This is a genomic window from Nonomuraea sp. NPDC050310 (genome assembly GCF_040655795.1).
GTDB lineage: Bacteria > Actinomycetota > Actinomycetes > Streptosporangiales > Streptosporangiaceae > Nonomuraea.
The window spans coordinates 22,273-48,839 of sequence record NZ_JBFAKP010000028.1 but is presented as its reverse complement, the minus strand read 5'-3'; the positions used below and the strand labels follow the sequence as shown (position 1 = coordinate 48,839).

The window sequence follows — 26,567 nt, the reverse complement described above, 5'->3', positions numbered from 1 at the left end:
GTCAGCGGGTCCTTCCGCGCCGGTCGACGCGCTCTTGCAGCCAGTCGCCCACCAGGTTGAGCGCGGCGGCGGTGACGATGATGGCCAGGCCGGGGGCGATCACCGCCCACGGGTTGGCCACGAGCTGGGCCCGGTTGTCGGCCAGCGTGCGGCCCCAGTCGGGCGAGCCGGCCGGCACGCCGAGCCCGAGGAAGGACAACGACGACAACGAGACCAGCGCGAAGGCGAAGTTGAGGAAGACCGTGGCCAGGGCGACCGGCGCGATGTTGGGCCAGATGATCCGGATCATGATCCGCCAGGCGGGCAGGCTCTTCAGCAGGGCCGCCTCGACGTAGGGGCGGTGGCGCTGCTCCAGGACGGCCCCGCGCACCACGCGGGCGTCGGTGGGCGCGAAGAGCACCACGAGCACCAGGATGGCCAGGCCGTACCCGCCGCCGAGCACGCCCGCCACCACGATGGCGACGAGCAGCGCGGGCAGCGAGAACATCAGGTCGGCCCAGCGCATGGCCAGGGTGTCGGCCCAGCCGCCGAAGTAGCCGGCGGGCAGGCCGATCAGGTTGCCGAGGATCATGGAGCCGAGCGCCACGGCCAGCGCGCCCGGCACGGCGGTGCGCGCCCCGGCGACCAGCAGTTCCAGCACGTCGCGGCCGAGGTCGTCGGTGCCGAGCGGATGGCCGGGACCGGGGCCGGTGAGGCCGGTCATCAGGTCCTGCTCGGTGGCGCCCGGCACCAGCCAGGGCGCGAAGGCGGCGCAGACCGCGGCGACGGCGAGCACCAGCAGGGCCGCCAGGACGGTCAGCGGCGGGCGCGAGGCCGGCTTCACGAGGCCCTCCGTACGCGCGGGTCGGCGATCGAGTAGCCCACGTCCACCAGCAGGTTGATCGCGGCGATGAGCAGGGTGAGCAGCAGGGCCAGCGCCTGCACCACGGGCACGTCCTTGAAGGTGACCGAGTCCATGAGCAGCGAGCCCAGCCCCGGCAGCGCGAAGGTGACCTCCACCAGCACGGTGCCGACCAGCATGCTGGTGACCACGAGCCCGGTGGCGGTGAGGATCGGCACGAGCGAGTTGCGCAGCGCGTACCCGAGCACCGTCGCCGAGCCGAGGCCGCGCGCGCGGGCGAAGACGACGTAGTCCTGTTCCAGCTCCCGCACCAGCGCCGCGCGGGTGAAGCGCAGCAGCAGCCCGAGCGCCCCGGCGGCCAGCGCGACGGCGGGCAGCGTGAGGTGCCACACCGTCCCGGCGAAGCCCTCGCCGGTGCCGTAGACCGGGAACCAGCCGAGCCCGGAGGCGAACACGACCAGCAGGACCAGGCCGACGGCGAACGGCGGGGCGCTGAGCCCGACGATGCCGGTGACCACCACCAGCCGGTCGAGCGCCCGCCCGCGCCGCAGCGCGCCCAGCACGCCCATCGGGATCCCGGCCAGGGCGGCCAGCAGCGTGCCGTACGCGGTCAGCTCCAGCGTGAGCGGCACCCGGTCGCCGAGCATGCCGCTCACCGGCACGCCGGTGCGGATGGAGACGCCCAGGTCGCCGGTGAGCACGCCGCCCAGCCAGCGCAGGTACCGCACGAAGACCGGCTCGTCGAGGTGGTAGCGCGCGGTGATCGCGGCGATGGTCTCGGCCGTGGCCGGGCGGGTGCCGAGCAACGTCTGCTGGAGGGTGCCTGGAGCGAGGTAGAGCAGCAGGAAGACGCCGACCGACAGCAGGGCGACGACGACGGCGGTCCCGGCCAGCCGCCGCAGCAGGAACGACCCCCAGCCCGCCATCACAAGACCCCGTTCCCCCTCAGCCAGGCGATCGTGCGCTCGGCCGCGTCCCGGCGGTGCCCGTCCTCGACCAGCTCGTGCCCCTCCCGAGGGTAGACGACGAGCTGGACTGGGATCCCGGCCGCCGACCAGGCACGATAGAGCTGCTCGGCCTGGCCCGCGGGGGTGGTCCGGTCGAGTTCGCCGTGCAGGATCAGGGTCGGCGTGCTCGCTTCGGCGGCGTGGTGGACCGGCGAGCGCGCGGCCAGGAACTCGCGTCCCTCGGGCGTGGCGGCGTCGGCGCCGGCGTGGTAGAGCGGGTCGAAGCCGCCGGCCAGGTTGCTGGCGGTGGCGAAGCTGAGCCAGTCGGCGACGCCGGACATGACCACCGCGGCCCGGAACCGCGAGGTGCGGGTGGTCGCCCACGCGGTCATGTACCCGCCGTAGCTGAGCCCCATGATCGCCATCCGTCCGGGATCGGCGGCGCCGGTCGCGACGAGGTGGTCGACGCCGGCCAGCAGGTCGTCCAGGTCGGCCTCGCCCGCGACGCCGATGACGGCCCGCGCGTGCTCCTGGCCGCGCCCGCTGCTGCCGCGCGGGTTGGCGAGCAGGACCGCGGCCCCGGCGTGCGCGAGCGGCGAGGCGAGCTGGTTGGACTCGGCGGGCGCGAAGGCGCTCGACCACAACCAGGTGGGGCCGCCGTGCACCATGACGACCAGCGGCCGGGGCCCGTCCGCCGCCCCGTGGGTCAGCAGCAGGCCCTCGATCTCCCGCCCGTCGGGCGCGGCCCACCGCACCTTTTCCTGCCGTACGGCAAGCGAAGCCAGCCCCGCGTTGAGCGCGGTGACCGCACGCCACTCGCCGGTCGCCGGGTCGGCCAGCGCGATCTCCGGCGGCTGCCCGGCGTCCTCCCAGGGAGCGGCGGCCAGCGTGCCGGTGGCGTCGGGCGACAGCGACGGCTGGGCGCCGGGCCCGCCGAGCGTGCCGTGCCGCACCCAGCGCGACAGGACCTCGCCGGTGACCGCGTCGAGCAGGCCGCCGTGCGTGCCGGTGCCGTCCCAGCCGGTGAACCAGAGCCGCCGCTCGTCGAGCCAGCCCAGGTCGGTGACGTCGTCGAGGTCGCCGAGCGCGGTGACCCGGGTGTCGCCGTCGTCGAGGCCGGTGACGCGCAGGACGCGGCCCGAGACGATGGACAGCCCTTCGAGGACGACGGCGGTGCGGCCGTCGGGGGCGAGCTTGGGGCGGGCGAGCTGCCAGCCGGTGGTGTAAAGCGTGCGCGTCTGGCCGGTCTCGGGGTCGATGAGGTCCAGGTTCGGGCGGTAGAAGCCGCCCGGGGTCTCGTCGGCCGAGGTGACCGCGACGACGGGACCGCCACGCCAGTCGGCGTCCCACACGGTGGCGGTGAGCGGGACGGGCGTGAGCCGGTCGTCGCCGACGCGGGCGAGGGCCAGGCGGCGCAGCCGGGCGCCCGGTTCGCGGACCACCGGGTCGGCCGGGTCGTGGACGCGCAGGCCGAGATGGCTGCCGTCGCGCTCGCTGCCGGGGTCGGCCAGGCGCAGCAGGACGCGGTCGCCGGCGGGGATCAGGTCCTCGATCTCGGCGCCGGTGTCCAGCCGCCACGGGGGCTCGCCGACGGCCAGCCGTACCTCGACGTGGTCGAGCAGGGGGCCGCGGGCGGTGGCGAGCAGGAGCCGGTTGCCGGTGATCCAGCGGGTGAGCGCGTGCCACTCGCCCTCGGCGGCGGCCAGCGGGCGGAGCGCGCCGGTGGGCAGGTCGAGCACGTGGGCCCGGCCGTCGATGACGCAGGCCACGGCCGCGCCGCCGGGGTGGAGGGCGACCCATTCGGGCACCCGCAGCCCGCGCAGCGCGCGGTGGACGTCGAGCGGGGCGGCCATCAGCGCGGGGCGACCTTCGCGGCCCACGGGCCGACGAAGAAGTACGGGCCGAAGCCGGTGGCGGTGACCGACGGGCCGAAGGCGGTGGCCGCCTCACCCCACCACAGCGGCTGGTAGGGCAGATCGGCGGCCGACTTCAGCAGCGCCTGGCCGAGCAGCTTGCCGCGCTCGGCGTCGTCGGTGCTGGCCTTGGCGTCGGCGAGGAGCTTGGTGACCTCGGCGTTGGCGTACTCGGCGATGTTGGTGCCGTTCTTGCCGGTCGCGCCGCCGTCCAGGAGCTGGTTGACGTACTCGGAGGGGTCGCCGGTGGTGGCGAAGTACCACCCGGCGTAGATCCCGGCCGAGTGCGCGCCGAGCTCGGCGATCCACTGCTCCAGCGGCACCTCCTTGACCTCCAGCGTGATGCCGATGGTCTTGAGGTTCTGGGCCAGGGTGAGCAGCGCGCGGCCGATCTGCGGGCCGCTGTTGGGGTAGGTCACGGTGTCGCCGAAGCCCTGCGGGCTGGCCGACTGGGCGAGCTCGGCCTTGGCCTTGGCCAGGTCGAACTCGACCTGCGGGATGCTCGCGTACAGCGCCTTGACCTCGGCCTCGCCGAGCACGCCGCCCCACTGGACCGGGTCGGGGATGGTGGTGGCGACCGCGCCGTGGCCGCGCAGGATGCTCTTGACGATGCCGGCCCGGTCGACGGCGTGCCCGACCGCGCGGCGCACGTGCACGTCGTCCCACGGCTTCTTGGCGGTGTTGAAGGCGAGGGTGACCAGCGAGCGGTCGGCGGCGGTCATGACCTGGACGCCGGAGACCGCCTTCCACTGGTCGATCTGCTCGGCCGGGACGTTCAGGGCGACGTCCACCTGGCCGCCGCGCATGGCCAGCAGGCGGGTGGACTCCTCGGGGATGAAGTCGATTCTGATCTGCCGGTAGGGGGCCTCGCCGCCCCACCAGGCGTCGTTGCGCTCCAGCGTGACGTGCGAGTCGGGGGCGAACTCGGTCACCTTGTAGGGGCCGGTGCCGAGGATCTTGCCGGTCGGGGTGCCGAGGTCCGCGCCGGTGTCCTTGAGGAACTTCTCGCTGGTGACCAGCAGGGTGCCGGGGGAGGGGGTCCAGGCGAAGGAGGCGTCCGGCTGCTTGAGGGTGATCGTCACCTCGGCGGGCGCGGTGGCCTCGATGCTTTCCACGCCGGCGTAGGCGTAGGCGAAGGCGCTGGTGGAGCCCTTGGCGGCGTGCAGGTTGAGGCTGGCGACCACGTCGGCGGCGGTGAGGGCCGCGCCGTCGGCGAAGGTGACGCCCTGGCGGAGCTGGTAGACGTAGGTCCTGGCGTCCTTGCGCTCCCACGAGGCGGCGAGCGAGGGCTGGAGGCCGCCGTCCTCGCCCACCGCGACCAGCGCCTCCTGGCAGAGGAGGGCGACCACGTAGTTCATGATCCCCGCCTCCTTGCTCACGTCGAGCGTGCTGAGCGAGGAGGGGAGTGCTACGCGGAGCAGGTCGGCGGTCTTGGGTGCGCCTGTCGTACCGGCCGGGGCGGGGCTGGAGCCCGAGCCGCCGCCGGAGCCGCAGGCGGCCAGCGCGCCCGTGCCCGCGATCAGGGCGGTGGCGAGGAGGAAGGAGCGCCTGGCGAGAGGGCTGTCGGTCACGGCGGGACCCCATTTCGTGCAACCGGCCTACCTGCGATGTCTACCGGTAATATCCAAGTGGCACATGAGAGTATTCGCTCCTTCGGTCCAGGGTCAAAGATGGAAAACATGATCAAGGTTTACAGCGCCCCGTGGTGCGGCCACTGCCAGCGCCTCAAGGGCCAGCTCGCCCGCGCCGGGATCGCCTACACCGAGATCGATGTGGACGACACGCCCGGCGCGATCGAGCTGATCAGCGAGCTGAACGGCGGCTCCTGGCTGATCCCCACCGTCGTCTTCCCGGACGGCGGAGCCCTGGTCAACCCCAGCGTGGGGCAGGTTCAGGAGCGGCTGGCCGGCTGAGTCATCGACAGCACGTCGAGCGCCGAGTCGAGCTGCTCCTCGGTCAGCGTGCCGTTGGCCACGTGACCGCGCTCGATCACCACCTCGCGGATGGTCTTGCGCTCGGCCAGCGCCTGCTTGGCGATGCGCGCGGCCTCCTCGTAGCCGACGTACCGGTTCAGCGGGGTGACGATCGAGGGCGAGGACTCGGCGTACTCGCGCAGCCGCTCGGCGTTGGGCGTGATCCCGGCGACGCAGCGGTCGGCCAGCAGCCGCGAGACGCTGGCCAGCAGCCGGACCGACTCCAGGATGTTGCGGGCGATCACCGGGAGCTGCACGTTCAGCTCGAACGAGCCGGACGCCCCGGCGAAGGTGATCGCCGCGTCGTTGCCGATGACCTGGGCGGCGACCATGCAGACCGCCTCGGGGACGACCGGGTTGACCTTGCCGGGCATGATCGACGAGCCGGGCTGCAGGTCGGGCAGGTTGATCTCGCCCAGCCCCGCCCGCGGGCCGGAGCCCATCCAGCGCAGGTCGTTGGCGATCTTGTTCAGCGATACGGCGACGACCTTCAGGGCGCCGGACAGCTCGACGATGGCGTCCTGGGCGCTCTGCGCCTCGAAGTGGTTACCGGCCTCGGTGAAGTCCAGTCCGGTGGCCGCGGCCAGCTTGGCGATGACCCGCGGCGCGAAGCCGGGCGGGGTGTTGATGCCGGTCCCTACCGCGGTACCACCCAGCGGAAGCTCCAGGACGCTGTTGAGCGCGCCGCCCACCCGGGTGAGGCCCAGCTTGATCTGGGCGGCGTAACCGCCGAACTCCTGGCCGAGGGTGACCGGCGTGGCGTCCATGAGGTGGGTGCGCCCGGCCTTGACCAGCCCGGCGAACTCCTCGGCCTTGCCCTCCAGCGTCGCCGCCAGATGGGTCAGCGAGGGCAGCAGGTGGTAGGAGACCTCGGTCGCGGCGGCCACCCGGATCGAGGTCGGGAAGACGTCGTTGGACGACTGCGAGGCGTTGACGTGGTCGTTCGGATGCACCTCGCGGCCCAGGCGGCGCTCGGCGAGGGTGGCGACGACCTCGTTGGCGTTCATGTTGGAGGAGGTGCCGGAGCCGGTCTGGAAGACGTCCACCGGGAAGTGCTCGTCGTGCTCGTTCTCCGCCACGTCGGCCGCGGCCTGCGCGATGGCCTCGGCCATCTCCTTGTCGATCACGCCCAGTTCGCCGTTGACCTCGGCGGCGACCGCCTTGATCAGGCCCAGCGCGGCGATGTGGGAGGGTTCGAGCCCACGGCCGGAGACCGGGAAGTTCTCCACCGCCCGCTGGGTCTGGGCCCGCCACAGCGCCGTGGCGGGGACGCGGACCTCGCCCATCGAGTCGTGCTCGGTGCGGTATTCGCTCATGCTCCCAGTCTGTATCAGGCCGGTCAGCCGGTCAGAACCAGGATGGCGATGATCACCGCCGCGGCGGCGGCGATGGCCATCAGGATGAACATGCCGGTACGGCTGGCCTTACGGGGCGCCTCTGACTGGCCGGCGATGGCGAACAGGTCGGTGCCCAGGCCGCGCTCCGGGGGCATCGGGGCGGCGGGCGGGGGCTGGTGGCTCTGCCACGGGTTCTGCTGGTGGTTCTGCGGCGGGGACGGGTAGACCTGCTGGCCGGGCGGGTGCGGTTGCACGACCCGGGTCGTCTCGGAGCTCTCGTCGTAGACCGGCGGGCGGGGGTCGGCCGGCTGCAGGGGGCCGCCGAAGCTCGGCGGCTGGGGCTCGTAGCCGGGGGGCGGGCCCTGCGGTCCCGGGGCGTGGCCGGGTCCGGGGGTGCCAGGAGCATGACCGGGGCCGGGTGGCTGGTTCAGGGGGTGCTTCGGGCGGGCGACGGTGACCGTGCGGTTGGGGTCCTGGTCCGGGTCGAACCCACCGGACCACCCCGGCACCTCGACCGGCGGCTGACCGGGCTGCTGCACCGGCGGCTGACCGGGGTGCACCGGGGACTGCCCGGGGTGCTGCACTGGGGGATGACCGTGCTGCTGGGCCGGCTGCTGGGCCGGGGGAGCGGCAGGGGGCTGGTGGTTCTGCCACGGGTTCTGCTGCGGGTTCTGCTGGGGCCGGGGCCAGGCGTCGGAGGTGGGCTGCGGGACCTGCCACGACTCGGCGCTCTGCACCCGGATCGGCTCCTCCACCGCCGGGAACTCGTGCGTGGGCGTGTCGGCCACCATCCGCAACATCGTCTCGGCCTTGGCGGTGCTCAGCCGCTGCTGGTGGATCTTGTTGAGCATGCCGTCCAGCACCGGCCGCAGCGGACCGGCCTGGGTGGGCGGGTCGGCGCTCTCGGTCATCAGCGCGGCCAGCGTCTCGGCGATGCTCGACCGCTCGTAGGCCGGCCGTCCCTCGACCGCGAAGTACAGCGTCGCCCCCAGCGACCACACGTCCGACTCCGGCCCGGTGTACTCGCCCCTGGCACGTTCCGGCGCGGTGTAGCCGGGCGAGCCGATGACCATCCCGGTCTTGGTGAGCTTGGTGTCGCCCTCGGCCTTGGCGATGCCGAAGTCGGTCAGCACGACCCGGCCGTGCTCGGTGATCAGCACGTTGCCGGGCTTGACGTCGCGGTGGGTGATGCCCTGGGCGTGGGCCGCGCGCAACGCGCCGAGCAGGTCGACGCCGATCTCGGCGACCAGGCGGGGCGGCAGCGGCCCCTCCTCCTCGATGACCTGCTCCAGCGAGCGGGCCTCGACCAGCTCCATGATGATCCAGGGGCTGTCGTCGTGGATCAGCACGTCGTAGATCGCCGCCACCGAGGGGTGGTTGATGCGGGAGGCGGTCCGCCCCTCACGCACCATGCGCTCGCGCAGCTCGGCTCGTTGCGCCTCGCTCAGGCCCGAGTCCTGGCGGATCTCCTTGATGGCGACCTCGCGGCCCAGCGTCCGGTCGTGCGCGCGCCAGACCGTCCCCATCGTCCCCCGGCCGAGCGGTGCGAGCAGTTCGTACCGTCCGGCGAGCACGCGCCCCGCCACGCCCTTGTGCTGTTCCGACATGAGAAGAAGATATCTATTCCTGCTTAGAAAGTGCTTTACCCTCGCTTGCGAAGTTCCTTGGGCCAGAAGCGGCGCGGGAGGAAAAGCTTGATCAATCTGGCCCGTAGCCTGCCGTACGCCGTGGGCGGTGATCCCGGCCTGCGGTGCACCCCGCCACGGGGAAGAGGTACGGCCTGCGCCCCCGATGATACGGCAGCGGCCTGGGCCTCCGCCCGGTGCAGCCCGCGATGCGTGGGACGCCGGGTGAAGGCGGGCCCGGCCAGGGCGAGGGCGGGACGGCGGCCGGACTGGCTGAGCGGCTGCTCGGCGGAGCCGCCCGCGGCGACCCGCGCGAGCATGAGCGAGGCCCGTACCGAGTCGATGCGCGTCTCGGGGTCGATGCGCAGTAGCGCCTCCAGCACCGGGGCCAGCGGCCCGGCCTTGGGCATCGGGATCTGCTCGCCGCTGGTCAGCGCGGCCAGCGCGGCGGCAGCCGTACGGCGGCCGTGCAGGCCGTGGCCCTCGACGGCGGTGTAGAGGGTCGCGCCGAGCGACCACAGGTCGGCCGCCGGGCTGGCCTTGGCGCCCAGCACCCGCTCGGGCGCGATGTAGCCGGCCGAGCCGAGCACCATGCCGGCCTGGGTGATGGAGATCTCGCCCTCGAAGGCGGCCAGGCCGAAGTCGGTGAGGACCGCCCGCTGCTCGGTCACCAGGACGTTGCTGGGCTTGACGTCGCGGTGCAGGATGCCCTTGCCGTGCACCGCGCGCAACGCGCCGAGGATCTGCCGGCCCATCTCGGCGGCGAAGCGCGGCGGCAGCGGCCCGTTGTCCTGGATGAGCTGCTCCAGCGACCTGGCCTGGAGCAGCTCCATCACGATCCAGGGCCGGTCGTCCTCGGTGACGACGTCGTAGACGGTGATGACCGACGGGTGCGCGACCATCGCGGTCGCCCGGCCCTCGCGCTCGGTGCGCGCGCACAGCTCGATCCGCAGGTCCTCGTCGATGACGACGGGCAGCCGGACCTCCTTGACCGCGACGTAGCGGTCCAGCAGTTCGTCATGTGCTCGCCAAACGGTGCCCATGCCGCCGCGGCCGACCGGCTCCAGGAGCCGATAGCGCGCGGCAAGGAGATAACCGGACGGCGCACGCATGCCAGGCAGCTTACCGATTCGCCCAAACGTACCTGTAGAGGCGGGGCCGATTAAATGTTGCGATGTGGGGTCAAGTTGTCTGACCTGACGCGTCATGCAATGCGCGTGTCAGCGGTCTGTAGGTCTGCGGTAAGCGGGCGGGTTCATCCTCCGGACAGAGCACGAAAAAGTGTCGGTCGGGATCGTCAGAATGAAGGCATACGCCCTCGGAACTCGCGATCACCACACCGTCGTTGAAGGACGTGATGAGGATGCGACAGACCCAGGTCAGGAAAAGGCCGAGCAGGCCCGTGAAGTCCTCGCTCGACCTGCGTACTCCGTCCGGGCGCAAGCTGCCCTACTGAACGACCACCCGCCAGGAGCTCGTCACCCAGAAGAAGGTGTGCGAAATGTGCAAGCACCAGCCGCTCTGTCCCACCGCCGACTCGCTCGACCGCGAAGCCGCCCACGTGATGCGGTCCCACCACGACCAGGGCTGGAGCCTGCTGTGCAACGGCGTCATCCTGTTCGAGGACACCGGCCTGCTCCTGCCCGACGGCCGCGTGGTGGACCCGCATCGTGGCCTGGTGGCCGCCTGAGCCCTAGCGGCGTCCGATGGTGAGCACCGGGCCGGTGGTGTCGGCGAAGAAGTCCTGGCCCTTGTCGTCCACGACGATGAAGGCGGGGAAGTCCTCGACCTCGATCTTCCAGACCGCCTCCATCCCCAGCTCGGGGTACTCCAGCACTTCCACCTTCTTGATGCAGTCCTGAGCCAGCCGGGCCGCCGGGCCGCCGATGGAGCCCAGGTAGAAGCCCCCGTAGCGCTGGCACGCCTCGGTCACCTGCTTGGAGCGGTTGCCCTTGGCGAGCATGACCATCGATCCGCCGGCCGACTGGAACCGTTCGACGTAGGAGTCCATGCGTCCCGCCGTGGTCGGGCCGAACGAGCCGGAGGCGTAGCCCTCGGGCGTCTTGGCCGGACCGGCGTAGTAGACCGCGTGGTCCTTGAGGTAGGCCGGCATCTCGCCGCCGCCGTCGAGCAGCTCGGCGATCTTCGCGTGGGCGATGTCGCGGGCGACGACCAGCGGGCCGGTGAGCGAGAGCCGGGTCTTGACCGGGTACTTCGTCAGCTCGGCCAGCACCTCGGCCATCGGCCGGTTGAGGTCGACGCGCACCACGTCGTCGGAGAGGTGCTCGTCGGTGGTCTCCGGCAGGAAGCGGGCCGGGTCGGTCTCCAGCTTCTCCAGGAAGACGCCCTCGGCGGTGATCTTGGCCAGTGCCTGGCGGTCGGCGCTGCACGAGACCGCGATGGCCACCGGGCACGAGGCGCCGTGCCGCGGCAGGCGGATGACCCGCACGTCGTGGCAGAAGTACTTGCCGCCGAACTGCGCGCCGATGCCGAGCTTCTGGGTCAGCTCGAAGACCTTCTGCTCCAGCTCCAGGTCGCGGAAGCCGTGGCCGCTGGCCGAGCCCTCGGTGGGGATGGAGTCGAGGTAGCGGGCGCTGGCGTACTTGGCCGTCTTCAGCGCGAACTCCGCCGAGGTGCCGCCCACCACGATCGCCAGATGGTACGGCGGGCAGGCCGCGGTGCCGAGCGAGCGGATCTTCTCCTCCAGGAACTGCAGCATGCGCTTCTCGTTGAGCACCGCCTTGGTCTCCTGGTACAGGAACGACTTGTTGGCCGAGCCGCCGCCCTTGGCCATGAAGAGCAGCTTGTACTCGTCGGCGTGCCCGCCCGGGTCCTCGGCGTACAGCTCGATCTGGGCCGGCAGGTTGGAGCCGGTGTTCTTCTCCTCCCACATGGTCAGCGGGGCCATCTGGGAGTAGCGCAGGTTGAGCTTGGTGTAGGCGTCGTAGACGCCGCGCGAGATGTGCTCGGCGTCGGCGCCGTCGGTCAGCACGTGCCGGCCGCGCTTGCCCATCACGATCGCGGTGCCGGTGTCCTGGCACATCGGCAGCACGCCGCCGGCCGAGATCGAGGCGTTCTTGAGCAGGTCGAGCGCGACGAAGCGGTCGTTGCCGCTCGACTCGGGGTCGTCCACGATCTTGCGGAGCTGCGCGAGGTGCGAGGAGCGCAGGAAGTGGGAGATGTCGTGCACGGCCGTCTCCGTCAGCAGCCGCAGCGCCTCGGGGTCGACCTCCAGGAACGTGCGGCCCGCCGCTTCGACCTTCCGCACCCCCTCCGCCGTGATCAGCCGGTACTCGGTCTCGTCGGCGCCAAGCGGAAGCAGGTCGGTGTAGTCGAACTCGGGCATTGTCCTCGATCCTTTCGGTCCTCCTAGAGCCTACGGCCCCCGGGGAATACGCGGGACCGGTATCGGCTTATGTAGTCCAACTTTCAACTACATGGAGGCGTCATGGAGATCGTGTTCATGCTCGTGATGGGCGTCCTGGTCGTCGGCGGCATGGCCGGGGCGCTGGCGGCGATGGCGCTGAGCGGCATCAGGACCGGGCAGTGGCCGGTGCTGCGGCGGCGCCGGGTGATCTGGCGGGGGTTCGTGGTGCGCTGAGGCCGATCACGATGCCCACGATCACCAGCCCCGCGCCCAGCAGGTCCGGCACGGTCGGCACCGCGATGCCGAGCAGCAGGCCGGTGCCGATCGCGCCCACCGGGATGAGCCCGGCGAACAGCCCGGCCAGGCCCGGGCCGAGCTTCGGCAGGGACGAGTACCACAGGAAGAACGCCACGACGGTGACCACCGAGGCCAGGTAGAGGTAGCCGAGGGCCTCGGCCGGGGTCGGCACGCGGAGCATCGCCGTACCCTCGCTGACCAGGCCGACGGCGAAGAGCATCGGCACGGCCAGCCCGGTGGAGTAGGCCGACACCCGGACCGCGCCCAGCTTGGGCAGCAGCGGGATGGCCAGCAGCGAGAAGCTGACCTCACCGACCAGCGCGACCAGGGCCCAGAGCAGCCCCGGCAGGTTGCCGCTGCCCAGCCCGGTGGCGAGCGTCGCGCCGCCCACCACCACGACCGCACCCGCCAGCAGGCGGGGTGCGGGCCGTCCGCTCACCAGAGCGAGGGCCAGCGGCACGGTGCCGAGTACCACCCCGGCGAGCGCGGGCCCCGAGGCGCGTGTCGACTCGATCACCGCGACGTTGAAGACGACCAGGCCCAGCAGGGTCAGGCCGGCCAGCAGGAGCCACTCCTTGGCGGTCAGCCGGACCAGGCGCACCCGCATGACCCGGATCACCACCACCCAGATGAGCGCGGCGATCAGGTAGCGCACGGCCTGGCCGCCGTAGATCGGATAGTCCGCGATCAGTCCGGACGCGCCGGCGAGGGTGCCGACGAGGACCATGGCCGAGGCGGCGCCGATGACTCCCTTGTGCATGCCTGAGATGCTAGGGAGGTAATGGCTCTCTCGTAGAGTCCAATCCGGTGCGGAAAGAGTGGACCATTGGCCGATCTGCATCTCTCCATCGACCGGCAGGGCGGCGGGATCGCCGTCCAGGTCGCCGCCGAGCTGCGGGAGGCCGTGCGGCGGGGGCGGCTGGCGGCGGGGGCGCGGCTGCCCTCGACCCGCGAGCTCGCCGCCGACCTCCAGGTCTCGCGGGGCGTGGTGGTCGAGGCCTACGAGCAGCTCGTCGCCGAGGGCTTCCTGGTCTCCCGCGTCGGCCTGGGCACCACCGTCGCCGCCACGGCGGCGGGTACGGCGACGGGTACGGCGACGGGTACGGCGACGGCGGCTGTCCCGAGCGACGAGGAGGAGCCGGCCGCGCAGCCCGCGGGCCTGGGCGTCCCCTACCACGGTCACCGGCCCACCTCGCCCGACCTAGGGTTCTTCCCCCGCGAGCGGTGGCTGGCCGCGATGCGGCACGTGCTGACCACCCTGCCGTCGGACGCCCTCGACTACGGCGATCCGGGCGGCGTGCCCGAGCTGCGCGTGGAGCTGGCCGGTTACCTCCGCAGGGTCAGGGCGGCCGACGTGCGCCCGGAGAACCTGGTCGTGGTCGGCGGGGTCGCCCAGGGGCTCAGCCTGACCCTGCACGTCCTGGGCCGCACCCGGCTCGCCGTCGAGGACCCGACGAGCCAGCGCCAGGTGCCGCTGCTGCGCCGGGCGGGCGCCGAACTGCTGCCGATCAAGGCGGACGCGGCGGGCATCGACGCCCGCGCGGTCGAGGCGAGCGGCGCGCAGGCCGTGCTGGTCACCCCGGCCCACCACTACCCGACCGGCGTGGTCCTGTCGCCCGGCCGCCGCGCGGCGCTGATCGAGTGGGGCGGCCTGATCCTGGAGGACGACTACGACGCCGAGTTCCGCTTCGACCGCGACCCGGTCGGCTGCCTGCAGGGGCTGGCGCCCGATCGGGTGGTGTTGTGCGGGAGCGTGAGCAAGTCGATGGCGCCGGGCCTGCGGCTGGGCTGGGTGGCCGCGCCGCCGGAGGTGGCCGCGCGCATCCGGCGGGCGCGGGGCGAGCTGGATCTCGGCTCGCCGGTGGTCGAGCAGTACGCGCTGGCGCACTTCCTGCGGACCGGCGGCTACGACCGGCACCTGCGGCGCATGCGGCGCGAGTACCGGCGCCGGCGCGACGCCCTGGTGCGGGCGCTGGCCGAGGAGCTGCCCGAGGTGAGCGTGCACGGCATCGAGGCCGGGCTGCACATCTACCTGGAGCTCCCGCGAGGCTGCGACGAGGTGGCCGTCGCGCGGGCCGCCCAGGACCTCGGGCTGGCCGCCGAGCCGGTCGGTCCGATGCGGTTCACGCCGGGGCCGCCGGCCATCGTGGCCGGGTTCGCGCGGGTGCCTGTACACCGGGCGCTGCCGGCCGTACGGGCGCTAAAAGTCAGAATGTCAGGACAAACTATTGACTGATACCGGAGGCACCGGCTAGACCAGTAGCCATGCGGGTGGGATTGCTTGGATTAGGAAGAATCGGGGCGTTTCACGCAGAAACCCTGGCCCCTCTGGTCGACGAGCTGATCGTCGCCGACCCGGTGCGCACCTCGCCGTACGGCAGGCCGGGCGACCCCTTCGAGGCGGACGCCCTGGTGATCGCGACACCGACGGCGACCCACGCCGAGCTGCTGCTGCGTGCCTGCGCCCAGGGCATCCCGACGTTCTGCGAGAAGCCGGTCGCGCTCACCGTCGAGCAGACCCGCGCGGTGCTCGACGCCCGCGGGGAGACGATGGTGCACATCGGCTTCCAGCGCCGCTTCGACGCCGGGTACGCCGCCGCCCGCGCCGCGGTGCGCGCCGGGGATCTGGGGCAGGTACACCGGGTGCACCTGCTCACCGCCGACCCCGCGCCGCCGCCGGCCGGCTACATCCCGACCTCGGGCGGCATCTTCCGCGACTGCCACATCCACGACTTCGACATCCTGCGCTGGGTGACCGGCCGGGAGGCCCGCACGGTCTACGCCACCGGCGCCAACCGGGGCGAGGCGTTCTTCGCCGAGGCCGGTGACGTGGACACCAGCGCCGCCCTGCTCACGCTCGACGACGGCACGCTGGCCACGCTGCAGGGCTCGCGGTACAACGGCGCGGGCTACGACGTGCGCATGGAGGTGGCCGGCACGCGGGCCACCCAGGCCGTCGGCCTCGGGCCCCGCGCCCCGCTGGCCAGCCTCGACGAGGGCACCCGCCCGGCGGAGCCCTGGCCCGACTTCGTCACCCGGTTCGAGGACGCCTACCGGGCCGAGCTGCGCGCCTTCCTGGAGGCGGCGCGCGGCGACCGGGAGAGCCCGTGCACGATCGAGGACGCCCTCGCGGCGCTCCTGATCGCCGAGGCAGCCGACCGCTCGCGCCGCGAGGGGCGCCCCGTGGAAGTGGAGAAGGTATGAAGATCGCGGGAGCCCCCATCTCCTGGGGTGTCTGCGAGGTCCCGGGCTGGGGTCACCAGCTCCCGGCGCAGCGGGTGCTGGCGGAGATGCGCGCGCTCGGCCTGACCGCCACCGAACTCGGCCCGGACGGTTTCCTGTCCGCCGCCGACCTGATCGAGTACGGCATGCACGGCATCGGCGGCTTCATCCCGGTGGTCCTGCACGACCCGGAGCACGACCCGCTGCCCGAGCTGCGGCGCAAGGCCGCCGAGTTCGCCGCGGCGGGCGTCGAGGTGATGGTGCTCGCCGCCGCGACCGGCCAGGACGGCTACGACTCGCGCCCGGCGCTGGACGAGCGCGGCCTGACCACGCTCTGCGCCAACCTCGACCGGGCCTCCGCCGAACTCGACCGGCTGGTCACCCTGCACCCGCACGTCGGGACCATGGTCGAGAGCCGCGCCGAGGTGCTCGGCGTGCTGGCGGGCAGCGTCGCGCCGCTCTGCCTGGACACCGGCCACCTGCTGGTCGGCGGCACCGACCCGGTCGAGATCGCCAGGCGCGACCCCGGCCGCATCGCGCACGTGCACCTCAAGGACGTGGACGCCGCGCTGGCCGCCCGCGTGCCCGAGATCGGCTACACCGAGGCGGTCCGGCAGGGCCTCTACCGGCCGCTGGGCCAGGGCGACGTGGACGTCGCGGGCCTGGTCGCCGCGCTCGACAAGGACGGCTACGCCGGGTGGTACGTCATGGAGCAGGACGTGGTCCTGACCGGGGAGGCGGACGATCCGGCCGCCGACGTCCGGCGGAGCCTGGCCTACCTGGAGGGGATCGCCCGTGCCTGAGGTGCTGACCATCGGCCGGGTGGGCGTCGACGTCTACCCGTTGCAGGTCGGGGTCTCGCTGCGTGAGGTGGAGACCTTCGGCAAGTACCTCGGCGGCAGCCCGACCAACGTGGCGGTGGCCGCCGCCCGGCTGGGCCGCAGCGCGGCGGTGATCACCCGCACCGGGGCCGACCCGTTCGGCGAGTTCGTGCACGACGCGCTGCGCGGCTACGGGGTGGACGACCGGTACGTCACGGCGGTCGAGGGGCTGCCGACGCCGGTGACCTTCTGCGAGATCCGGCCGCCGGACGACTTCCCGATCTACTTCTACCGCTTCCCCAAGGCCCCCGACCTGGAGATCCGCCCCGAGGAGCTGGATCTCACCGCGATCCGCGAAGCCGGGCTGTTCTGGGCGACGGTCACCGGGCTGTCGCAGGAGCCGTCGCGGGCGGCGCACTTCCACGCCTGGGAGGCCCGCGGGCGCAAGACGCACACCGTGCTCGACCTCGACTACCGGGCGGCCTTCTGGGACTCGCCCGCCACCGCCCGCGAGCAGGTGGCCAAGGCGCTGCCGCACGTCAGCGTGGCGGTCGGCAACCTGGACGAGGTCGAGGTGGCCACCGGGCTGCGCGAGCCGTACGAGGCGGGGCAGGCCCTGCTGGAGGCCGGGGTCGAGCTCGCGGTGGTCAAGCAGGGCGGCGCCGGGGTCCTGGGCCTGACCAGGCACGAACAGGTCCTGGTCGAGCCGGTCGAGGTCGAGGTGGTCAACGGCCTCGGCGCGGGCGACGCCTTCGGCGGCGCGCTCTGCCACGGGCTGCTGGCCGGCTGGCCGCTGGAACGAACCCTCAGATACGCCAACGCGGCGGGCGCGATCGTCGCCGGAGAGCTGGCCTGCGCGCCGGCCATGCCGACGATCGAGCGGATCGAAAGGACGCTGGGCGTTGGCTGACTACGGCGCACTGCGGGAGATCCGGGCCCGCCATCCCGAGCGCATCGCCGAAGCCGCCGCGCAACGGCGCCGCCGCCCGCTCACCGGCGACGGGCAGCTCCTCATCATCGCCGCCGACCACCCGGCCCGTGGCGCGCTGGGCGTCGGCAGCCGGCCGCTGGCGATGGGCAGCCGCGAGGACCTGCTCGACCGGCTGGTCGCCGCCCTGGCCCGGCCGGGCGTGGACGGCCTGCTGGCCACCCCCGACATCGTCGAGGACCTGCTGCTGCTCGGCGCGCTGGACGATCGGATCGTCATCGGCTCCATGAACCGGGGCGGCATCCAGGGCGCGGTCTTCGAGTTCGACGACCGCTTCACCGCCTTCGACTCCGACGCCATCGCGCGCATGCGGCTGGACGGCGGCAAGATGCTCTGCCGCATCGCGCTCGACGAGCACGGCACCGCGGCCACCCTGGAGGCGTGCGCCAGAGCGGTCAGCGAGCTGGCCGCCCGGGACCTGATCGCCATGGTCGAGCCGTTCTGGTCGCACCGCTCCGGGCACGACCTGTCGCCGGAGGGCGTCATCAAGGCGATCAACGTCGGCCAGGCGCTCGGCGCCACCTCGGCGCGCACCTGGCTCAAGATCCCCGTGGTGCCGGAGATGGACCGCGTGATGCGGGCCACCACGCTGCCCGCGCTGCTGCTCGGCGGCGACCCGGGCGACACCCCCGACCTGGCCTACGCCGCCTGGCGCAACGCGCTCAAGCTGCCGGGCGTGCGCGGGCTCGTCGTCGGGCGGGCGCTGCTCTATCCGCCCGACGACGACGTGGTCACGGCTGTGGATACGGCTGCGGCGATGCTGGACGCGCGGCCGGCTCGAAGCCCCGCGCCAGGAGGATGATGCCCGCGGCCAGCACCAGCGGTACGGCGAAGGCCACCCGCAGGCTGGTCAGCTCGGCGACCAGGCCGAGCATCGCGCCCAGGATGAAACCGACGTAGTTGAACAGGTTGACCACCGCGATGGTCACCCCGCTGCCGGTCGGGTCGAGCCGGCCGGCCGCGGAGAACGACTGCGGGGCGACCACGGCCAGGCCGATGCCGGTCAGGCCGAAGGCCACGATGCCGAGGGGCTGGTTCTGGGCCAGGACGATGCCCGCGAAGCCGAGCGTGGCGACCGCGCCGCCGACGCGCACGATCGCCGCCGGGCCGTAGCGCCGCACCGCCAGGTCGCCGCCGAGCCGTACGAGCAGGGTGGTGGCCTGGTAGGCGGCGTAGGCGAGCGGGACGACGGCGGGGGAGGCGAGCAGGATGTCTTCCATGTAGACGGAGTTGAAGTTGGAGATCACCGCGTCGCCGACGTACAGGAAGGCCATGGCCAGGCAGAGCGGGACGATCGCCCGCCACGGGAAGGTGCGCGGGCCGGCGGCGGCCGGCACGGTCTCCTCCTCCGGCGGGCACAGCCGCGGGCCGGCGTAGAGGGAGCCGGCGACGGCCAGGACCATGGGCGCGGCCATGATCACGCCCATCGGCAGGGACTCGGCGGTGGCCGACACCCACAGCGCGCCGAGCACGCTGGCCAGGCTCCACAGGCAGTGGAAACCGTTGAGCACGGGCCGGGCGTAGCGGCGTTCGACCGCGACGCCCTGCATGTTCATGCCCGCGTCCACCGCGCCGACGCCGAGGCCGAACAGCACCAGGGCGGGCAGCAGGAGCGGGACGTTCGGGGCGAAGCCGGCGCCGGCCACCGCGACGGCGACCAGCGGCTGGGCCAGGCGCAGCACCCGGCGGCTGCCGAGGCGGCCGGCGAGCGAGCCGGCCAGCACGCTGCCCACGCCGGCCAGCACCGGCACGATGAGCAGGAGCAGGGTCAGCTCGCCCTCGGACAGGCCGTGGCGGTTCTGCAGGTTGGCCACCTGGACCAGCAGGGTGGCGAAGGACAGTCCCTGGACGGCGTAGACGACGAAGGTGGCGATACGGGCCTGACGGTCACGCGGAGTCGGCACGGCGGCCTCCTGTGGGGGGAACGTGAGCCCTCGTCAGGTTAGTGCCCGGGCCTCCCGCTTGGCCAGATCCCGCTCCAGGAGCGGCGCGAAGCCCCACCACAGCAAAAGCGTCGTGCCCCCGCCGAGCAGCACGCTCTCGACGGTGTCGGAGAACCAGTGCGCGCCGACGTAGGTGCGGTCCCAGATCATCAGCACGGTGATCACGCCGGTGGCGATGAGCCCCGCCCGGAGCCGGGTGGAGACCAGGACGGCCACGACGACCAGGCAGAAGGCGACGGTCGTGACCACGTGGCCGGAGGGGAAGGAACCGGTGTCCACGGTGACCATCGGGTTCTCCGGCCGGGCGCGGAGCACCAGGTGCTTGACGCCCTGCGCCACCACGGTCGTCGCCAGCGTGGCGGTGAACAGCAGCAGCGCGCCCCAGCGGCGGCCGGTCGGGATCCACCAGGCCAGCAGGGCGAGCATGATGACCAGGCTGGCCGGGCCGCCGGCGAGGTTCAGCACGTGGGAGACGGCGGTGAGGGCCTCGTTGCGCGTGCCGAGCATGGCCTCGCTCCAGGCGGAGTCGAAGCCCTGGGTGATCGGGGCGACCGGGTCGGCGAGCATGAGGGCGGCGAAGGCGGCTCCGGCGGCGAGCAGGCCCAGGCCGTAGAGGAGCATCCATCTCGGGCGGTTCATGGGCCGGAATTTATACGTATAACCAACCGAATGATAGGTATGTGGCCATTCTGTTAGGGTGACCCCCGTGAGTCGCAGGGGATACGCGCGGCGCGAGCGGATCCTCGCCGTCGCGCTGCAGGAGTTCGCCGAGAACGGCTACCGCGGCGCGTCCCTCGCCCGCATCGCCGAGCGCGTCGAGCTGTCCCAGGCCGGGCTGCTGCACCACTTCAAGAGCAAGGAACGGCTGCTCGTGGCCGTGCTCGAATACCGCGACGAGATGGACACCCGGCGCTTCGACCTGGCCTCGCTGCGCGGCGCCGAGGCGCTGCGGCGGCTGGCGGACGTGGTCGACTACAACGCCCGGATGCCCGGCCTGGTGCAGCTCTTCTCCGTGATCAGCGGCGAGGCGGTCACCGGCGACCACCCCGGGCACGCCTGGGCGCTGGAGCGCTACCGGCGGCTGCGGGCGAGCATGGCCGACGCCTTCCGCAGCGGGGTCGAGGCGGGCGAGTTCAGGGCCGGGCTCGACGCGGAGGCGCTGGCCGACCGGCTCATCGCGATGATGGACGGCCTGCAGACGCAGTGGCTGATCGACCCCGAGCAGGTGGACATGGCGACGATCTTCCGCGGCTACGTGGACGACCTGATCGCCGGGCTGCGTCCCTGACTCCGTCCCCGATCGGCTCGAGCGGCGGACCACAGGCCGAGGGCGATCACCGTCGCCACCTCGACCGCCGCGAGCACCCGCTCCACCAGCCCGAGCGGCATCACCTGCCACCACGCCAGCCCGTTGCCCCAGCCGACCGTCATCACCGCCGCGATGCCGAGCACGGTCACGACCGACCCGATGCCCAGCCCGTAGGCCACCGCGGCCCGCCGCCGCCACTCCGGATGCCGCCACGGCCGGGCGATGATCAGCGCGGCCACCGGCAGGCTCAGGAACGCCACGATGCTGCCCCAGCGGTGCACGGTCCCGCTCAGGCTCGGCCCCACGGCCCAGTTGTGCTTGGGAAAGGTGGCCGCGACCAGCAGCCCCGCACTCCAGGCGAGCAGCGCCAGCGTGCCGACCGGCCCCGCGAGCCGCCGCCTGGCCAGGCACGCCGCGATCGCCGCCGACCCCAGCGCGAGCAACGCGACCGCGACCGCGAAGATCCAGCCCTGCGGGCCCAGCCCGTGCTCGGAGATCGTCCGGCGGATCGGGCTCATCTCGTCGAGCCGGGCCAGATCGAGCCCCACCACCACGGCCGACCCCACCCCGACGGCCGCCAGGCCGGCCTGTCCCGCTCGCTGCATGGACTGTTCAACGGAGTGGCAAAGAGGAAGATTCCACCGCCCCACGCGGTACGGCGAAGCCGCCTCGCCTGCTTACCATCACCAGTGAGCGCCCATTCGCGATCTTGGGCGTCGTATGCCGATAAATCGCCGTGGACCGGTTATCGTCAAGAGTGTGAACGACTGGCTCCCACGCCTGTCCGAGGTCGGTGAGCGGCTAGCCGAGGAGTGGAACGCGGCGCGCAACCCACGCAAGGACGGACTACCGCAACCGCACGAGCTCCGAGCCTCCGACGAGGATCGCGAGCGCATCGCCCAGGTCCTGCAAGAGGCCCACGCCGACGGCCGGATCGGTCTCGACGAGCTGGAGGAGCGGCTCGGAGTGCTCTACTCCGCCCGCACCCTCGGCCAGCTCGCCGAGCTCACCGGAGACCTCCTGCCGCCCGAGGAGCAACCACTGGTCCTCGACGGGCGGCCGGTCTCGGCCGTCTTCCGCAAGGAGGCCAGGGGCGGACGCTGGGTGGTGCCCGCCGAACTGGGCGTCAACGCCATGTTCGGCACGACCAAGCTCGACTTCCGCGACGCGATCCTGCAGAACCGGCGCATCGTGATCAACGCCACGCTGGTCTTCGGCGGGCTGGAGATCCACGTGCCGGAGGGCGTCGAGGTCATCCGGGTGGCCAAGGACCGCACCGCACGGCTCACCAAGCAGCCGACCGAGCCGGACGCGCCGGTCATCGAGGTGCGCACGACCAACTTCGTCGGCGAGATCAAGGTGAAGGAGCCACCCCGGCGCAAGCGCCGCAGGTAGCCCCCTCACCCCGGAAGCCGCTGCGGGGGTCAGCCCGCGGTGTCGAAGTTGATGGCGCTGTAGGCGCGCAGCTTCCAGAGCTGGTGCTCCGACTCCACCTTGCGGATCGTTCCCGAGCGCCCGCGCATCACCAGCGAGTGCGTCACCGCCACCCCGCTGCGGAACCGCACGCCCTGCATGAGCTCGCCCTGCGTGATGCCGGTGGCGGCGAAGAAGACGTCGTCGGACCGCACCAGGTCGTGCGTGGTGAGCACCCGGTTGAGGTCGTGGCCCGCGTCCAGGGCCTTGCGGCGCTCGGCCTCGTCCCGCGGCCAGAGCTTGCCCTGGATGACGCCGCCCAGGCACTTGAGCGCGCACGCGGCGATGATGCCCTCGGGGGTGCCGCCGATGCCGAGCATCAGGTCGATGCCGGTGCCCTGGCGGGCCGCCATGATCGCGCCGGCCACGTCGCCGTCGGTGATGAACTTGATCCGCGCCCCGGTCTCCCGGATCTCCTTGACGATCTGCTCGTGCCGGGGCCGGTCGAGGACGACCACCGTGACGTCGGCGGGGGAGCAGCCCTTGGAGCGCGCCACGGCCTGGATGTTGGCGGCGACGGGCGCGTTGATGTCCACCACGTCGGCCGCGTCCGGCCCGGTGACCAGCTTCTCCATGTAGAACACGGCCGACGGGTCGTACATCGAGCCGCGCTCGCTCACCGCGATGACGGAGATCGCGTCCGGCATGCCCATCGCGGTCAGCCGGGTGCCGTCGATCGGGTCGACCGCCACGTCGCACTCGGCGCCGGTGCCGTCACCGACCTGCTCGCCGTTGAAGAGCATCGGCGCGTGGTCCTTCTCGCCCTCGCCGATCACCACCACGCCGTTCATCGACACCGTGTTGATCAACTGGCGCATCGCGTTCACCGCGGCGCCGTCGGCGCCGTTCTTGTCGCCGCGACCGACCCAGCGGGCCGCGGACATCGCGGCGGCCTCCGTGACGCGGACCAGCTCCATCGCCAGGTTGCGATCAGGGGCGTGCTCGCCGGTGACGAGCGGCGCGGGAACGGACGACTGATCGGACATGTTGGTGAGCCTTCCCTGTGGGACACGGTCCTCGACATCGATTCCGCCGCTTCCGGGGTGTCCGGGTTCGGCGTCCTCTACGCCCTCGATGGTAGTTGTCCTCCTTTCCCCGGTCAGCGGAGGATAATGTGCGTTGCTATGAGCAGCGAGGCGATGACCCAGGCGACCCCCCGTGGCGCGGCCACCCGGACCGCTCTGCTGGTGGCCGCACGTGACGTGTTCGTCGCCAAGGGATTCGCCGAGGCGGGCGTCACGGACGTGGTTGCCAAGGCCGAGGCGAGCGTCGGCAGCCTCTACCACCACTTCTCCGGCAAGGCCGACCTCTACCTGACCCTCTTCGAGGAGTTCCAGTCCCGCCAGGCGCACCGCACCAAACAGGCCGCGCGGGCGGCGCGGGACGCGGGCGAAAGCGACCCGATGCGCGTCTTCATCAGCTCGGCCCGCGCCTACTTCGACGGCTGCCTCGAAGAGCGCGAGCTCGCCGCGCTCTTCCTGCGCGGCGACGGGCCGCCCGGCTTCGAGGTCGTGATGCGCGAGCGGCTGCGCACCTGGACCAAGCGGAACGCCGCCCTGTTCGAGGGCGACGAGGGCGCGCTGGTGGTCGTCATCACCGGGGCGCTGGCGGCGGCGGTCAACGAGGTCGTCATCACCGGCGACCGCGATCTGGCCGAGGAGGCGCTCGCCCTGATCGGCCAGATCCGCCCGGCCGTTTCGTAGGGCGGGGGCCGGAGCGGGTAACCTCGCGACGTGCGACGGTTCACAGAGGGTTTCTACGGCTACGCGGTGGCCGTGTTCGTCAGCCTCGGTCTGGTGGGGGTGTTCTTCCTCGTCTCGCCGCCGAGTCGCGAGGAGCACATCCCCAAGCGCGAGTACGGCATCACCGTCGCCAACTTCAACCGGGCCGTGCCGTACAAGGTCTGGGCGCCGAGCCAGGACCCGGCCGGCTGGATCAGCAACAGCAACCGCGTCGCCAAGGGCGCGGGCGGGGCGCAGGTGCTGTCGATCGGCTATGCGACGGCGACCCGCGAGCACGCGATGTTCCTGCAGAGCGATGAGCGCCCGGCGGCGGAGTTCGCCAACCGGCTGGCCAACTCCAACCAGGTCGTCGGCAGCCAGGACGTGGGCGGCACGACCTGGGAGCGGCGCTTCCGCGAGGACAAGAAGCAGCGCACGCTCGTGCGCATGTTGCCCGACGTGACCCTGGTGGTCACCGGTACGGCGAGCTGGGAGGAGCTGGGCCAGCTCGCGGCGGCGCTCAAGGAGCTGCCCAAGCCGGCGGCCTAGCCTCGCGGGGTCAGCCGGCGCACGAGATCGTCGAGCCCCGCCTTGACCCGCGCGGTGTCGTACCCGCGCAGGCACAGCAGGTTGGCGTTGAGCGGCGCGAGCAGCACGTCGGCCAGGAAGTGCGCGTCCGCGCCGGGCACGAGCTCGGCCAGCAGGACCGCCAGGTGCGTGTGGTGCACCGAGTACGGGCTGGTGTAGCGCCCGCTGCGCTCCAGCAGGAGGAAGAGCTTCTCCTGCTCGGTGATGCGGTCCACGAGCGCGTGCAGGAACGCCGTGACGCGCTCGGCCGCGCTCGCGCCGCCGCCGGGCCCGAGGGGCGGCGGGCCGGACAGGAAGGACTCCTGGAACCGGCGCTCGCGCTCGTCGATCAGGGCCAGCAGCAGCCCCGAGCGGTCGCCGAAGCGCCGGTAGACCGTGCCGACCCCGACCCCGGCCGCCCGCGCGACCTCGTCGAGGGAGAGCTGCTCGGCGCCGTGCTCGGCCAGCAGGCGGACGGCGGCGTCGATGATCTTCAACCGGTTGCGCGCGGCGTCGGAACGCTCGGGCGGCGCCTGCCCGAGCACCGGTAGGTCGCGACGGTTGCTCACGGGTCGAGCATACGGGCGCTTGTAAACGGAGACTTCTCCGGTTAGGTTGAAGCGGAGAGTTTTCCGGTTGACTGGGAGCGGATTGATGAGCGACTTCAACGCCAACGTGATCGCCGAGTTCAGGGCCAACGAGGGCCGCGTCGGCGGCATGTTCGAGGGATCGAACCTGGTGCTGCTCACCACCGTGGGGGCGAAGAGCGGGCGCGAGGTCACCTCGCCGGTCATGTACCTGCCGGACGGCGAGCGCATCGTGATCATCGCCTCCAACGCGGGGGCCGACCACCACCCGGCCTGGTACCACAACGCGACCGCCAACCCCACGGTCACCGTCGAGCAGGGCTCCGAGACCTACCGGGCCAAGGCCGTGGAGATCACCGGCCAGGAGCGGGACGAGCTCTACGCCCGGATGGTCGCGGTCGCCCCCGGCTTCGCCGAGTACGAGGCGCGCACCAGCCGCCGCATCCCGGTCGTCGCGCTCTACCGCGACTGATCCCGCGGCCGCTCGTTCGCCAGCCGGGCGGCGAGCGCCGCGCCGAGGCGCTGCACGTGCGCGTCGTCGGCCGGGTCGAGCCCGGTCAGCGCCGCGACCCGCCGCAACCGGTAGTCCACGGTGTTCGGGTGCAGGTGCAACCGCTCGGCGGTGACCCGGCGCGAGCGGCCGTGCCGCAGGTGGGTGCGGAGCGTGCGCAGCAGGTCGGGGTGCGGCTCCAGCGGGTCGAGCAGCGCCGCCAGCTCCGCCGAGGCCGCGGTCGGCCGGGTGAGCTGGTACTCCAGCAGCACGTCGGCGAGCCGGTAGAGCCCCGGGCCGAGCCCGAACCAGCCCACCACCTCCAGGACCTCGCGCGTCTGGCGCACCTGCGCCGGCACCTCCTCGGGCGCCGCGTGGGCCGCCGCCGCGGCGACCGGGGTGCGGGCCGCCTCGGCCAGCCGTACCATCAGGGCTTCGAGCTGCGCCCACGGCCCCGACCAGGGCAGCAGCGCGATCGAGCCGCCGTGGTCGAACAGCGCCCCCGCGGCGAAGGACTCCAGCTCCCGCTCCATCCGGTGTGTCCGCCGCCTGGTCGCGACCGCCGGGCCGTCCTCGATCGCCAGCGACACCACCGTGTACCCAGGGGCGAGCCCGTCCACCCGCACCCCGTTGAGCAGCGCCGACAGCAGCCGGTGCCGCTCGTCGCGCTCCTCGGCCGAGCGGCGGTGCGCCTCCTCGAAGTAGGCGTCGGTGACCACCTCGCTCACCCGCCGCGTGTACGCCATGATCAGCCGGCTGCACTCCAGCACGTCGGCCAGCTCCTCCGGCCGCGCCTGCGCGGTCATCGCCCGCCACGTCTCGGCGAAGGCCAGGTGGTAGGCGTCGATCAGCGCGCTCGGCGGCATGCCCTGCTCCGCGCCCCTGACCGCGGTCTCCACCACCCGCCCGCCGACGTCGGCCGGCACCCGCCGCTCGCGCAGCGCCTCCGCCAGCGCGACCAGGTTCTCCTCGACCACCCGCAGGATGTCGTGCGCCAGCTCGCCGGCCGGCAGGCTGCGGTACTGCTCGTTCTCCGCCAGCAGCCGCGCCACGAGCGCATCGGCCAGCCGCGAACGCTCGTGCAGGAGCCGCCGATGCACGGGCTGCCCGCCGATTTTGAGATCCGTCACAAGAAAACCTGCGAAT

General features: G+C 72.6%; 28 protein-coding genes. 13 read left to right on the top strand and 15 right to left on the bottom strand.

The window, feature by feature from the left end:
- Window position 1: 1 nt before the first annotated feature.
- The 4 genes from AB0I67_RS38575 to AB0I67_RS38560 are packed head-to-tail and all read right to left on the bottom strand — an operon-like array spanning window position 2 to window position 5,272.
- Window positions 2-823, bottom strand: a complete 822-nt coding sequence (locus AB0I67_RS38575; protein ID WP_357934647.1) for an ABC transporter permease — start codon at window positions 821-823, stop codon at window positions 2-4.
- Window positions 820-1,767: an ABC transporter permease gene (locus tag AB0I67_RS38570; protein WP_357934644.1), complete on the bottom strand. Its 948-nt coding sequence runs from the start codon at window positions 1,765-1,767 to the stop codon at window positions 820-822. Before AB0I67_RS38570 ends, AB0I67_RS38575 begins: the two co-directional genes overlap by 4 nt.
- Window positions 1,767-3,668 (bottom strand): S9 family peptidase, encoded by a 1,902-nt coding sequence (locus AB0I67_RS38565; protein WP_357934641.1) that lies wholly within the window; start codon window positions 3,666-3,668, stop codon window positions 1,767-1,769. The genes AB0I67_RS38570 and AB0I67_RS38565 overlap by 1 nt, the downstream gene beginning before the upstream one ends.
- Window positions 3,641-5,272, bottom strand: a complete 1,632-nt coding sequence (locus AB0I67_RS38560; protein ID WP_357934638.1) for an ABC transporter substrate-binding protein — start codon at window positions 5,270-5,272, stop codon at window positions 3,641-3,643. Before AB0I67_RS38560 ends, AB0I67_RS38565 begins: the two co-directional genes overlap by 28 nt.
- Before the next feature lie 108 nt (window positions 5,273-5,380).
- On the opposite strand from AB0I67_RS38560, the gene AB0I67_RS38555 reads away from it, so the two are divergent.
- Entirely contained in the window at window positions 5,381-5,614 is a 234-nt protein-coding gene (locus tag AB0I67_RS38555) for a glutaredoxin domain-containing protein (protein WP_357934635.1), read from the top strand.
- Here the strand turns inward: AB0I67_RS38555 and AB0I67_RS38550 are convergent.
- The 3 genes from AB0I67_RS38550 to AB0I67_RS38540 are packed head-to-tail and all read right to left on the bottom strand — an operon-like array spanning window position 5,593 to window position 9,748.
- On the bottom strand, window positions 5,593-6,990 hold the full coding sequence (locus AB0I67_RS38550; protein WP_357934633.1) for a class II fumarate hydratase: 1,398 nt from the start codon (window positions 6,988-6,990) through the stop codon (window positions 5,593-5,595). The genes AB0I67_RS38555 and AB0I67_RS38550 overlap by 22 nt on opposite strands.
- 23 nt (window positions 6,991-7,013) lie before the next feature.
- Window positions 7,014-8,618: a serine/threonine-protein kinase gene (locus AB0I67_RS38545; protein ID WP_357934631.1), complete on the bottom strand. Its 1,605-nt coding sequence runs from the start codon at window positions 8,616-8,618 to the stop codon at window positions 7,014-7,016.
- Between the two features lie 35 nt (window positions 8,619-8,653).
- Entirely contained in the window at window positions 8,654-9,748 is a 1,095-nt protein-coding gene (locus tag AB0I67_RS38540; RefSeq protein ID WP_357934628.1) for a serine/threonine-protein kinase, read from the bottom strand.
- A 389-nt stretch (window positions 9,749-10,137) separates the two neighbouring features.
- On the opposite strand from AB0I67_RS38540, the gene AB0I67_RS38535 reads away from it, so the two are divergent.
- Window positions 10,138-10,326: a DUF5999 family protein gene (locus AB0I67_RS38535; RefSeq protein WP_357934625.1), complete on the top strand. Its 189-nt coding sequence runs from the start codon at window positions 10,138-10,140 to the stop codon at window positions 10,324-10,326.
- A gap of 3 nt (window positions 10,327-10,329) precedes the next feature.
- On the opposite strand, the gene AB0I67_RS38530 is transcribed toward AB0I67_RS38535, so the two are convergent.
- Window positions 10,330-11,982: a fumarate hydratase gene (locus AB0I67_RS38530; protein ID WP_357934622.1), complete on the bottom strand. Its 1,653-nt coding sequence runs from the start codon at window positions 11,980-11,982 to the stop codon at window positions 10,330-10,332.
- 102 nt (window positions 11,983-12,084) lie between these two features.
- Between AB0I67_RS38530 and AB0I67_RS38525 the strand changes: the two genes are divergently transcribed.
- Complete coding sequence (locus tag AB0I67_RS38525; protein WP_357934619.1) at window positions 12,085-12,237, top strand: hypothetical protein; 153 nt, start codon at window positions 12,085-12,087, stop codon at window positions 12,235-12,237.
- On the opposite strand, the gene AB0I67_RS38520 is transcribed toward AB0I67_RS38525, so the two are convergent.
- Entirely contained in the window at window positions 12,170-13,060 is an 891-nt protein-coding gene (locus AB0I67_RS38520; protein ID WP_357934616.1) for a DMT family transporter, read from the bottom strand. The two genes, AB0I67_RS38525 and AB0I67_RS38520, sit on opposite strands and share 68 nt — an antisense overlap.
- A 66-nt stretch (window positions 13,061-13,126) precedes the next feature.
- Between AB0I67_RS38520 and AB0I67_RS38515 the strand changes: the two genes are divergently transcribed.
- The 5 genes from AB0I67_RS38515 to AB0I67_RS38495 are packed head-to-tail and all read left to right on the top strand — an operon-like array spanning window position 13,127 to window position 18,133.
- Window positions 13,127-14,536 (top strand): PLP-dependent aminotransferase family protein, encoded by a 1,410-nt coding sequence (locus tag AB0I67_RS38515; RefSeq protein WP_357934610.1) that lies wholly within the window; start codon window positions 13,127-13,129, stop codon window positions 14,534-14,536.
- A 29-nt stretch (window positions 14,537-14,565) separates the two neighbouring features.
- Window positions 14,566-15,504, top strand: a complete 939-nt coding sequence (locus AB0I67_RS38510; protein WP_357934607.1) for a Gfo/Idh/MocA family oxidoreductase — start codon at window positions 14,566-14,568, stop codon at window positions 15,502-15,504.
- Window positions 15,501-16,325 (top strand): TIM barrel protein, encoded by an 825-nt coding sequence (locus AB0I67_RS38505; protein ID WP_357934604.1) that lies wholly within the window; start codon window positions 15,501-15,503, stop codon window positions 16,323-16,325. Before AB0I67_RS38510 ends, AB0I67_RS38505 begins: the two co-directional genes overlap by 4 nt.
- Window positions 16,318-17,253, top strand: a complete 936-nt coding sequence (iolC, locus tag AB0I67_RS38500; RefSeq protein WP_357934601.1) for a 5-dehydro-2-deoxygluconokinase — start codon at window positions 16,318-16,320, stop codon at window positions 17,251-17,253. The genes AB0I67_RS38505 and iolC overlap by 8 nt, the downstream gene beginning before the upstream one ends.
- On the top strand, window positions 17,246-18,133 hold the full coding sequence (locus tag AB0I67_RS38495; RefSeq protein WP_357934598.1) for a deoxyribose-phosphate aldolase: 888 nt from the start codon (window positions 17,246-17,248) through the stop codon (window positions 18,131-18,133). The genes iolC and AB0I67_RS38495 overlap by 8 nt, the downstream gene beginning before the upstream one ends.
- Here AB0I67_RS38495 and AB0I67_RS38490 read toward each other — a convergent pair.
- Both AB0I67_RS38490 and AB0I67_RS38485 read right to left on the bottom strand, forming a co-directional pair.
- Complete coding sequence (locus tag AB0I67_RS38490; protein WP_357934596.1) at window positions 18,063-19,235, bottom strand: MFS transporter; 1,173 nt, start codon at window positions 19,233-19,235, stop codon at window positions 18,063-18,065. The two genes, AB0I67_RS38495 and AB0I67_RS38490, sit on opposite strands and share 71 nt — an antisense overlap.
- A 33-nt stretch (window positions 19,236-19,268) precedes the next feature.
- Window positions 19,269-19,913, bottom strand: coding sequence for a phosphatase PAP2 family protein (locus tag AB0I67_RS38485; RefSeq protein WP_357934594.1), 645 nt, complete (start codon window positions 19,911-19,913; stop codon window positions 19,269-19,271).
- Between the two features lie 67 nt (window positions 19,914-19,980).
- Between AB0I67_RS38485 and AB0I67_RS38480 the strand changes: the two genes are divergently transcribed.
- Window positions 19,981-20,562, top strand: coding sequence for a TetR family transcriptional regulator C-terminal domain-containing protein (locus AB0I67_RS38480; protein WP_357934591.1), 582 nt, complete (start codon window positions 19,981-19,983; stop codon window positions 20,560-20,562).
- Here AB0I67_RS38480 and AB0I67_RS38475 read toward each other — a convergent pair.
- Window positions 20,526-21,188 (bottom strand): DUF998 domain-containing protein, encoded by a 663-nt coding sequence (locus AB0I67_RS38475; protein ID WP_357934588.1) that lies wholly within the window; start codon window positions 21,186-21,188, stop codon window positions 20,526-20,528. The genes AB0I67_RS38480 and AB0I67_RS38475 overlap by 37 nt on opposite strands.
- A gap of 154 nt (window positions 21,189-21,342) precedes the next feature.
- Between AB0I67_RS38475 and AB0I67_RS38470 the strand changes: the two genes are divergently transcribed.
- Entirely contained in the window at window positions 21,343-21,978 is a 636-nt protein-coding gene (locus AB0I67_RS38470) for a DUF1707 domain-containing protein (protein WP_357934585.1), read from the top strand.
- A gap of 29 nt (window positions 21,979-22,007) precedes the next feature.
- On the opposite strand, the gene glpX is transcribed toward AB0I67_RS38470, so the two are convergent.
- Window positions 22,008-23,042, bottom strand: coding sequence for a class II fructose-bisphosphatase (gene glpX, locus AB0I67_RS38465; protein ID WP_357934582.1), 1,035 nt, complete (start codon window positions 23,040-23,042; stop codon window positions 22,008-22,010).
- 138 nt (window positions 23,043-23,180) lie between these two features.
- Between glpX and AB0I67_RS38460 the strand changes: the two genes are divergently transcribed.
- Together AB0I67_RS38460 and AB0I67_RS38455 are read left to right on the top strand one after the other, a co-directional pair.
- Complete coding sequence (locus AB0I67_RS38460) at window positions 23,181-23,759, top strand: TetR/AcrR family transcriptional regulator (protein ID WP_357934579.1); 579 nt, start codon at window positions 23,181-23,183, stop codon at window positions 23,757-23,759.
- A 30-nt stretch (window positions 23,760-23,789) separates the two neighbouring features.
- Window positions 23,790-24,326, top strand: a complete 537-nt coding sequence (locus AB0I67_RS38455; protein WP_357934576.1) for a DUF4245 domain-containing protein — start codon at window positions 23,790-23,792, stop codon at window positions 24,324-24,326.
- On the opposite strand, the gene AB0I67_RS38450 is transcribed toward AB0I67_RS38455, so the two are convergent.
- Window positions 24,323-24,913, bottom strand: coding sequence for a helix-turn-helix domain-containing protein (locus tag AB0I67_RS38450; RefSeq protein ID WP_357934573.1), 591 nt, complete (start codon window positions 24,911-24,913; stop codon window positions 24,323-24,325). The two genes, AB0I67_RS38455 and AB0I67_RS38450, sit on opposite strands and share 4 nt — an antisense overlap.
- Window positions 24,914-24,998: 85 nt before the next feature.
- On the opposite strand from AB0I67_RS38450, the gene AB0I67_RS38445 reads away from it, so the two are divergent.
- Window positions 24,999-25,403, top strand: a complete 405-nt coding sequence (locus tag AB0I67_RS38445) for a nitroreductase family deazaflavin-dependent oxidoreductase (protein WP_357934571.1) — start codon at window positions 24,999-25,001, stop codon at window positions 25,401-25,403.
- On the opposite strand, the gene AB0I67_RS38440 is transcribed toward AB0I67_RS38445, so the two are convergent.
- Window positions 25,391-26,551, bottom strand: coding sequence for a helix-turn-helix domain-containing protein (locus AB0I67_RS38440; RefSeq protein ID WP_357934568.1), 1,161 nt, complete (start codon window positions 26,549-26,551; stop codon window positions 25,391-25,393). The two genes, AB0I67_RS38445 and AB0I67_RS38440, sit on opposite strands and share 13 nt — an antisense overlap.
- Window positions 26,552-26,567: the final 16 nt, after the last annotated feature.

Bases quoted from the DNA above. Each gene is read 5' to 3' on its own strand.
- AB0I67_RS38570 (WP_357934644.1), bottom strand. From the start codon at position 1,767: ATGGCGGGCTGGGGGTCGTTCCTGCTGCGGCGGCTGGCCGGGACCGCC.
- AB0I67_RS38555 (WP_357934635.1), top strand. From the start codon at position 5,381: ATGATCAAGGTTTACAGCGCCCCGTGGTGCGGCCACTGCCAGCGCCTC.
- AB0I67_RS38550 (WP_357934633.1), bottom strand. From the start codon at position 6,990: ATGAGCGAATACCGCACCGAGCACGACTCGATGGGCGAGGTCCGCGTC.
- AB0I67_RS38545 (WP_357934631.1), bottom strand. From the start codon at position 8,618: ATGTCGGAACAGCACAAGGGCGTGGCGGGGCGCGTGCTCGCCGGACGG.
- AB0I67_RS38540 (WP_357934628.1), bottom strand. From the start codon at position 9,748: ATGCGTGCGCCGTCCGGTTATCTCCTTGCCGCGCGCTATCGGCTCCTG.
- AB0I67_RS38535 (WP_357934625.1), top strand. From the start codon at position 10,138: ATGTGCAAGCACCAGCCGCTCTGTCCCACCGCCGACTCGCTCGACCGC.
- AB0I67_RS38530 (WP_357934622.1), bottom strand. From the start codon at position 11,982: ATGCCCGAGTTCGACTACACCGACCTGCTTCCGCTTGGCGCCGACGAG.
- AB0I67_RS38525 (WP_357934619.1), top strand. From the start codon at position 12,085: ATGGAGATCGTGTTCATGCTCGTGATGGGCGTCCTGGTCGTCGGCGGC.
- AB0I67_RS38520 (WP_357934616.1), bottom strand. From the start codon at position 13,060: ATGCACAAGGGAGTCATCGGCGCCGCCTCGGCCATGGTCCTCGTCGGC.
- AB0I67_RS38510 (WP_357934607.1), top strand. From the start codon at position 14,566: ATGCGGGTGGGATTGCTTGGATTAGGAAGAATCGGGGCGTTTCACGCA.
- AB0I67_RS38505 (WP_357934604.1), top strand. From the start codon at position 15,501: ATGAAGATCGCGGGAGCCCCCATCTCCTGGGGTGTCTGCGAGGTCCCG.
- AB0I67_RS38485 (WP_357934594.1), bottom strand. From the start codon at position 19,913: ATGAACCGCCCGAGATGGATGCTCCTCTACGGCCTGGGCCTGCTCGCC.
- AB0I67_RS38475 (WP_357934588.1), bottom strand. From the start codon at position 21,188: ATGCAGCGAGCGGGACAGGCCGGCCTGGCGGCCGTCGGGGTGGGGTCG.
- glpX (WP_357934582.1), bottom strand. From the start codon at position 23,042: ATGTCCGATCAGTCGTCCGTTCCCGCGCCGCTCGTCACCGGCGAGCAC.
- AB0I67_RS38460 (WP_357934579.1), top strand. From the start codon at position 23,181: ATGAGCAGCGAGGCGATGACCCAGGCGACCCCCCGTGGCGCGGCCACC.
- AB0I67_RS38445 (WP_357934571.1), top strand. From the start codon at position 24,999: ATGAGCGACTTCAACGCCAACGTGATCGCCGAGTTCAGGGCCAACGAG.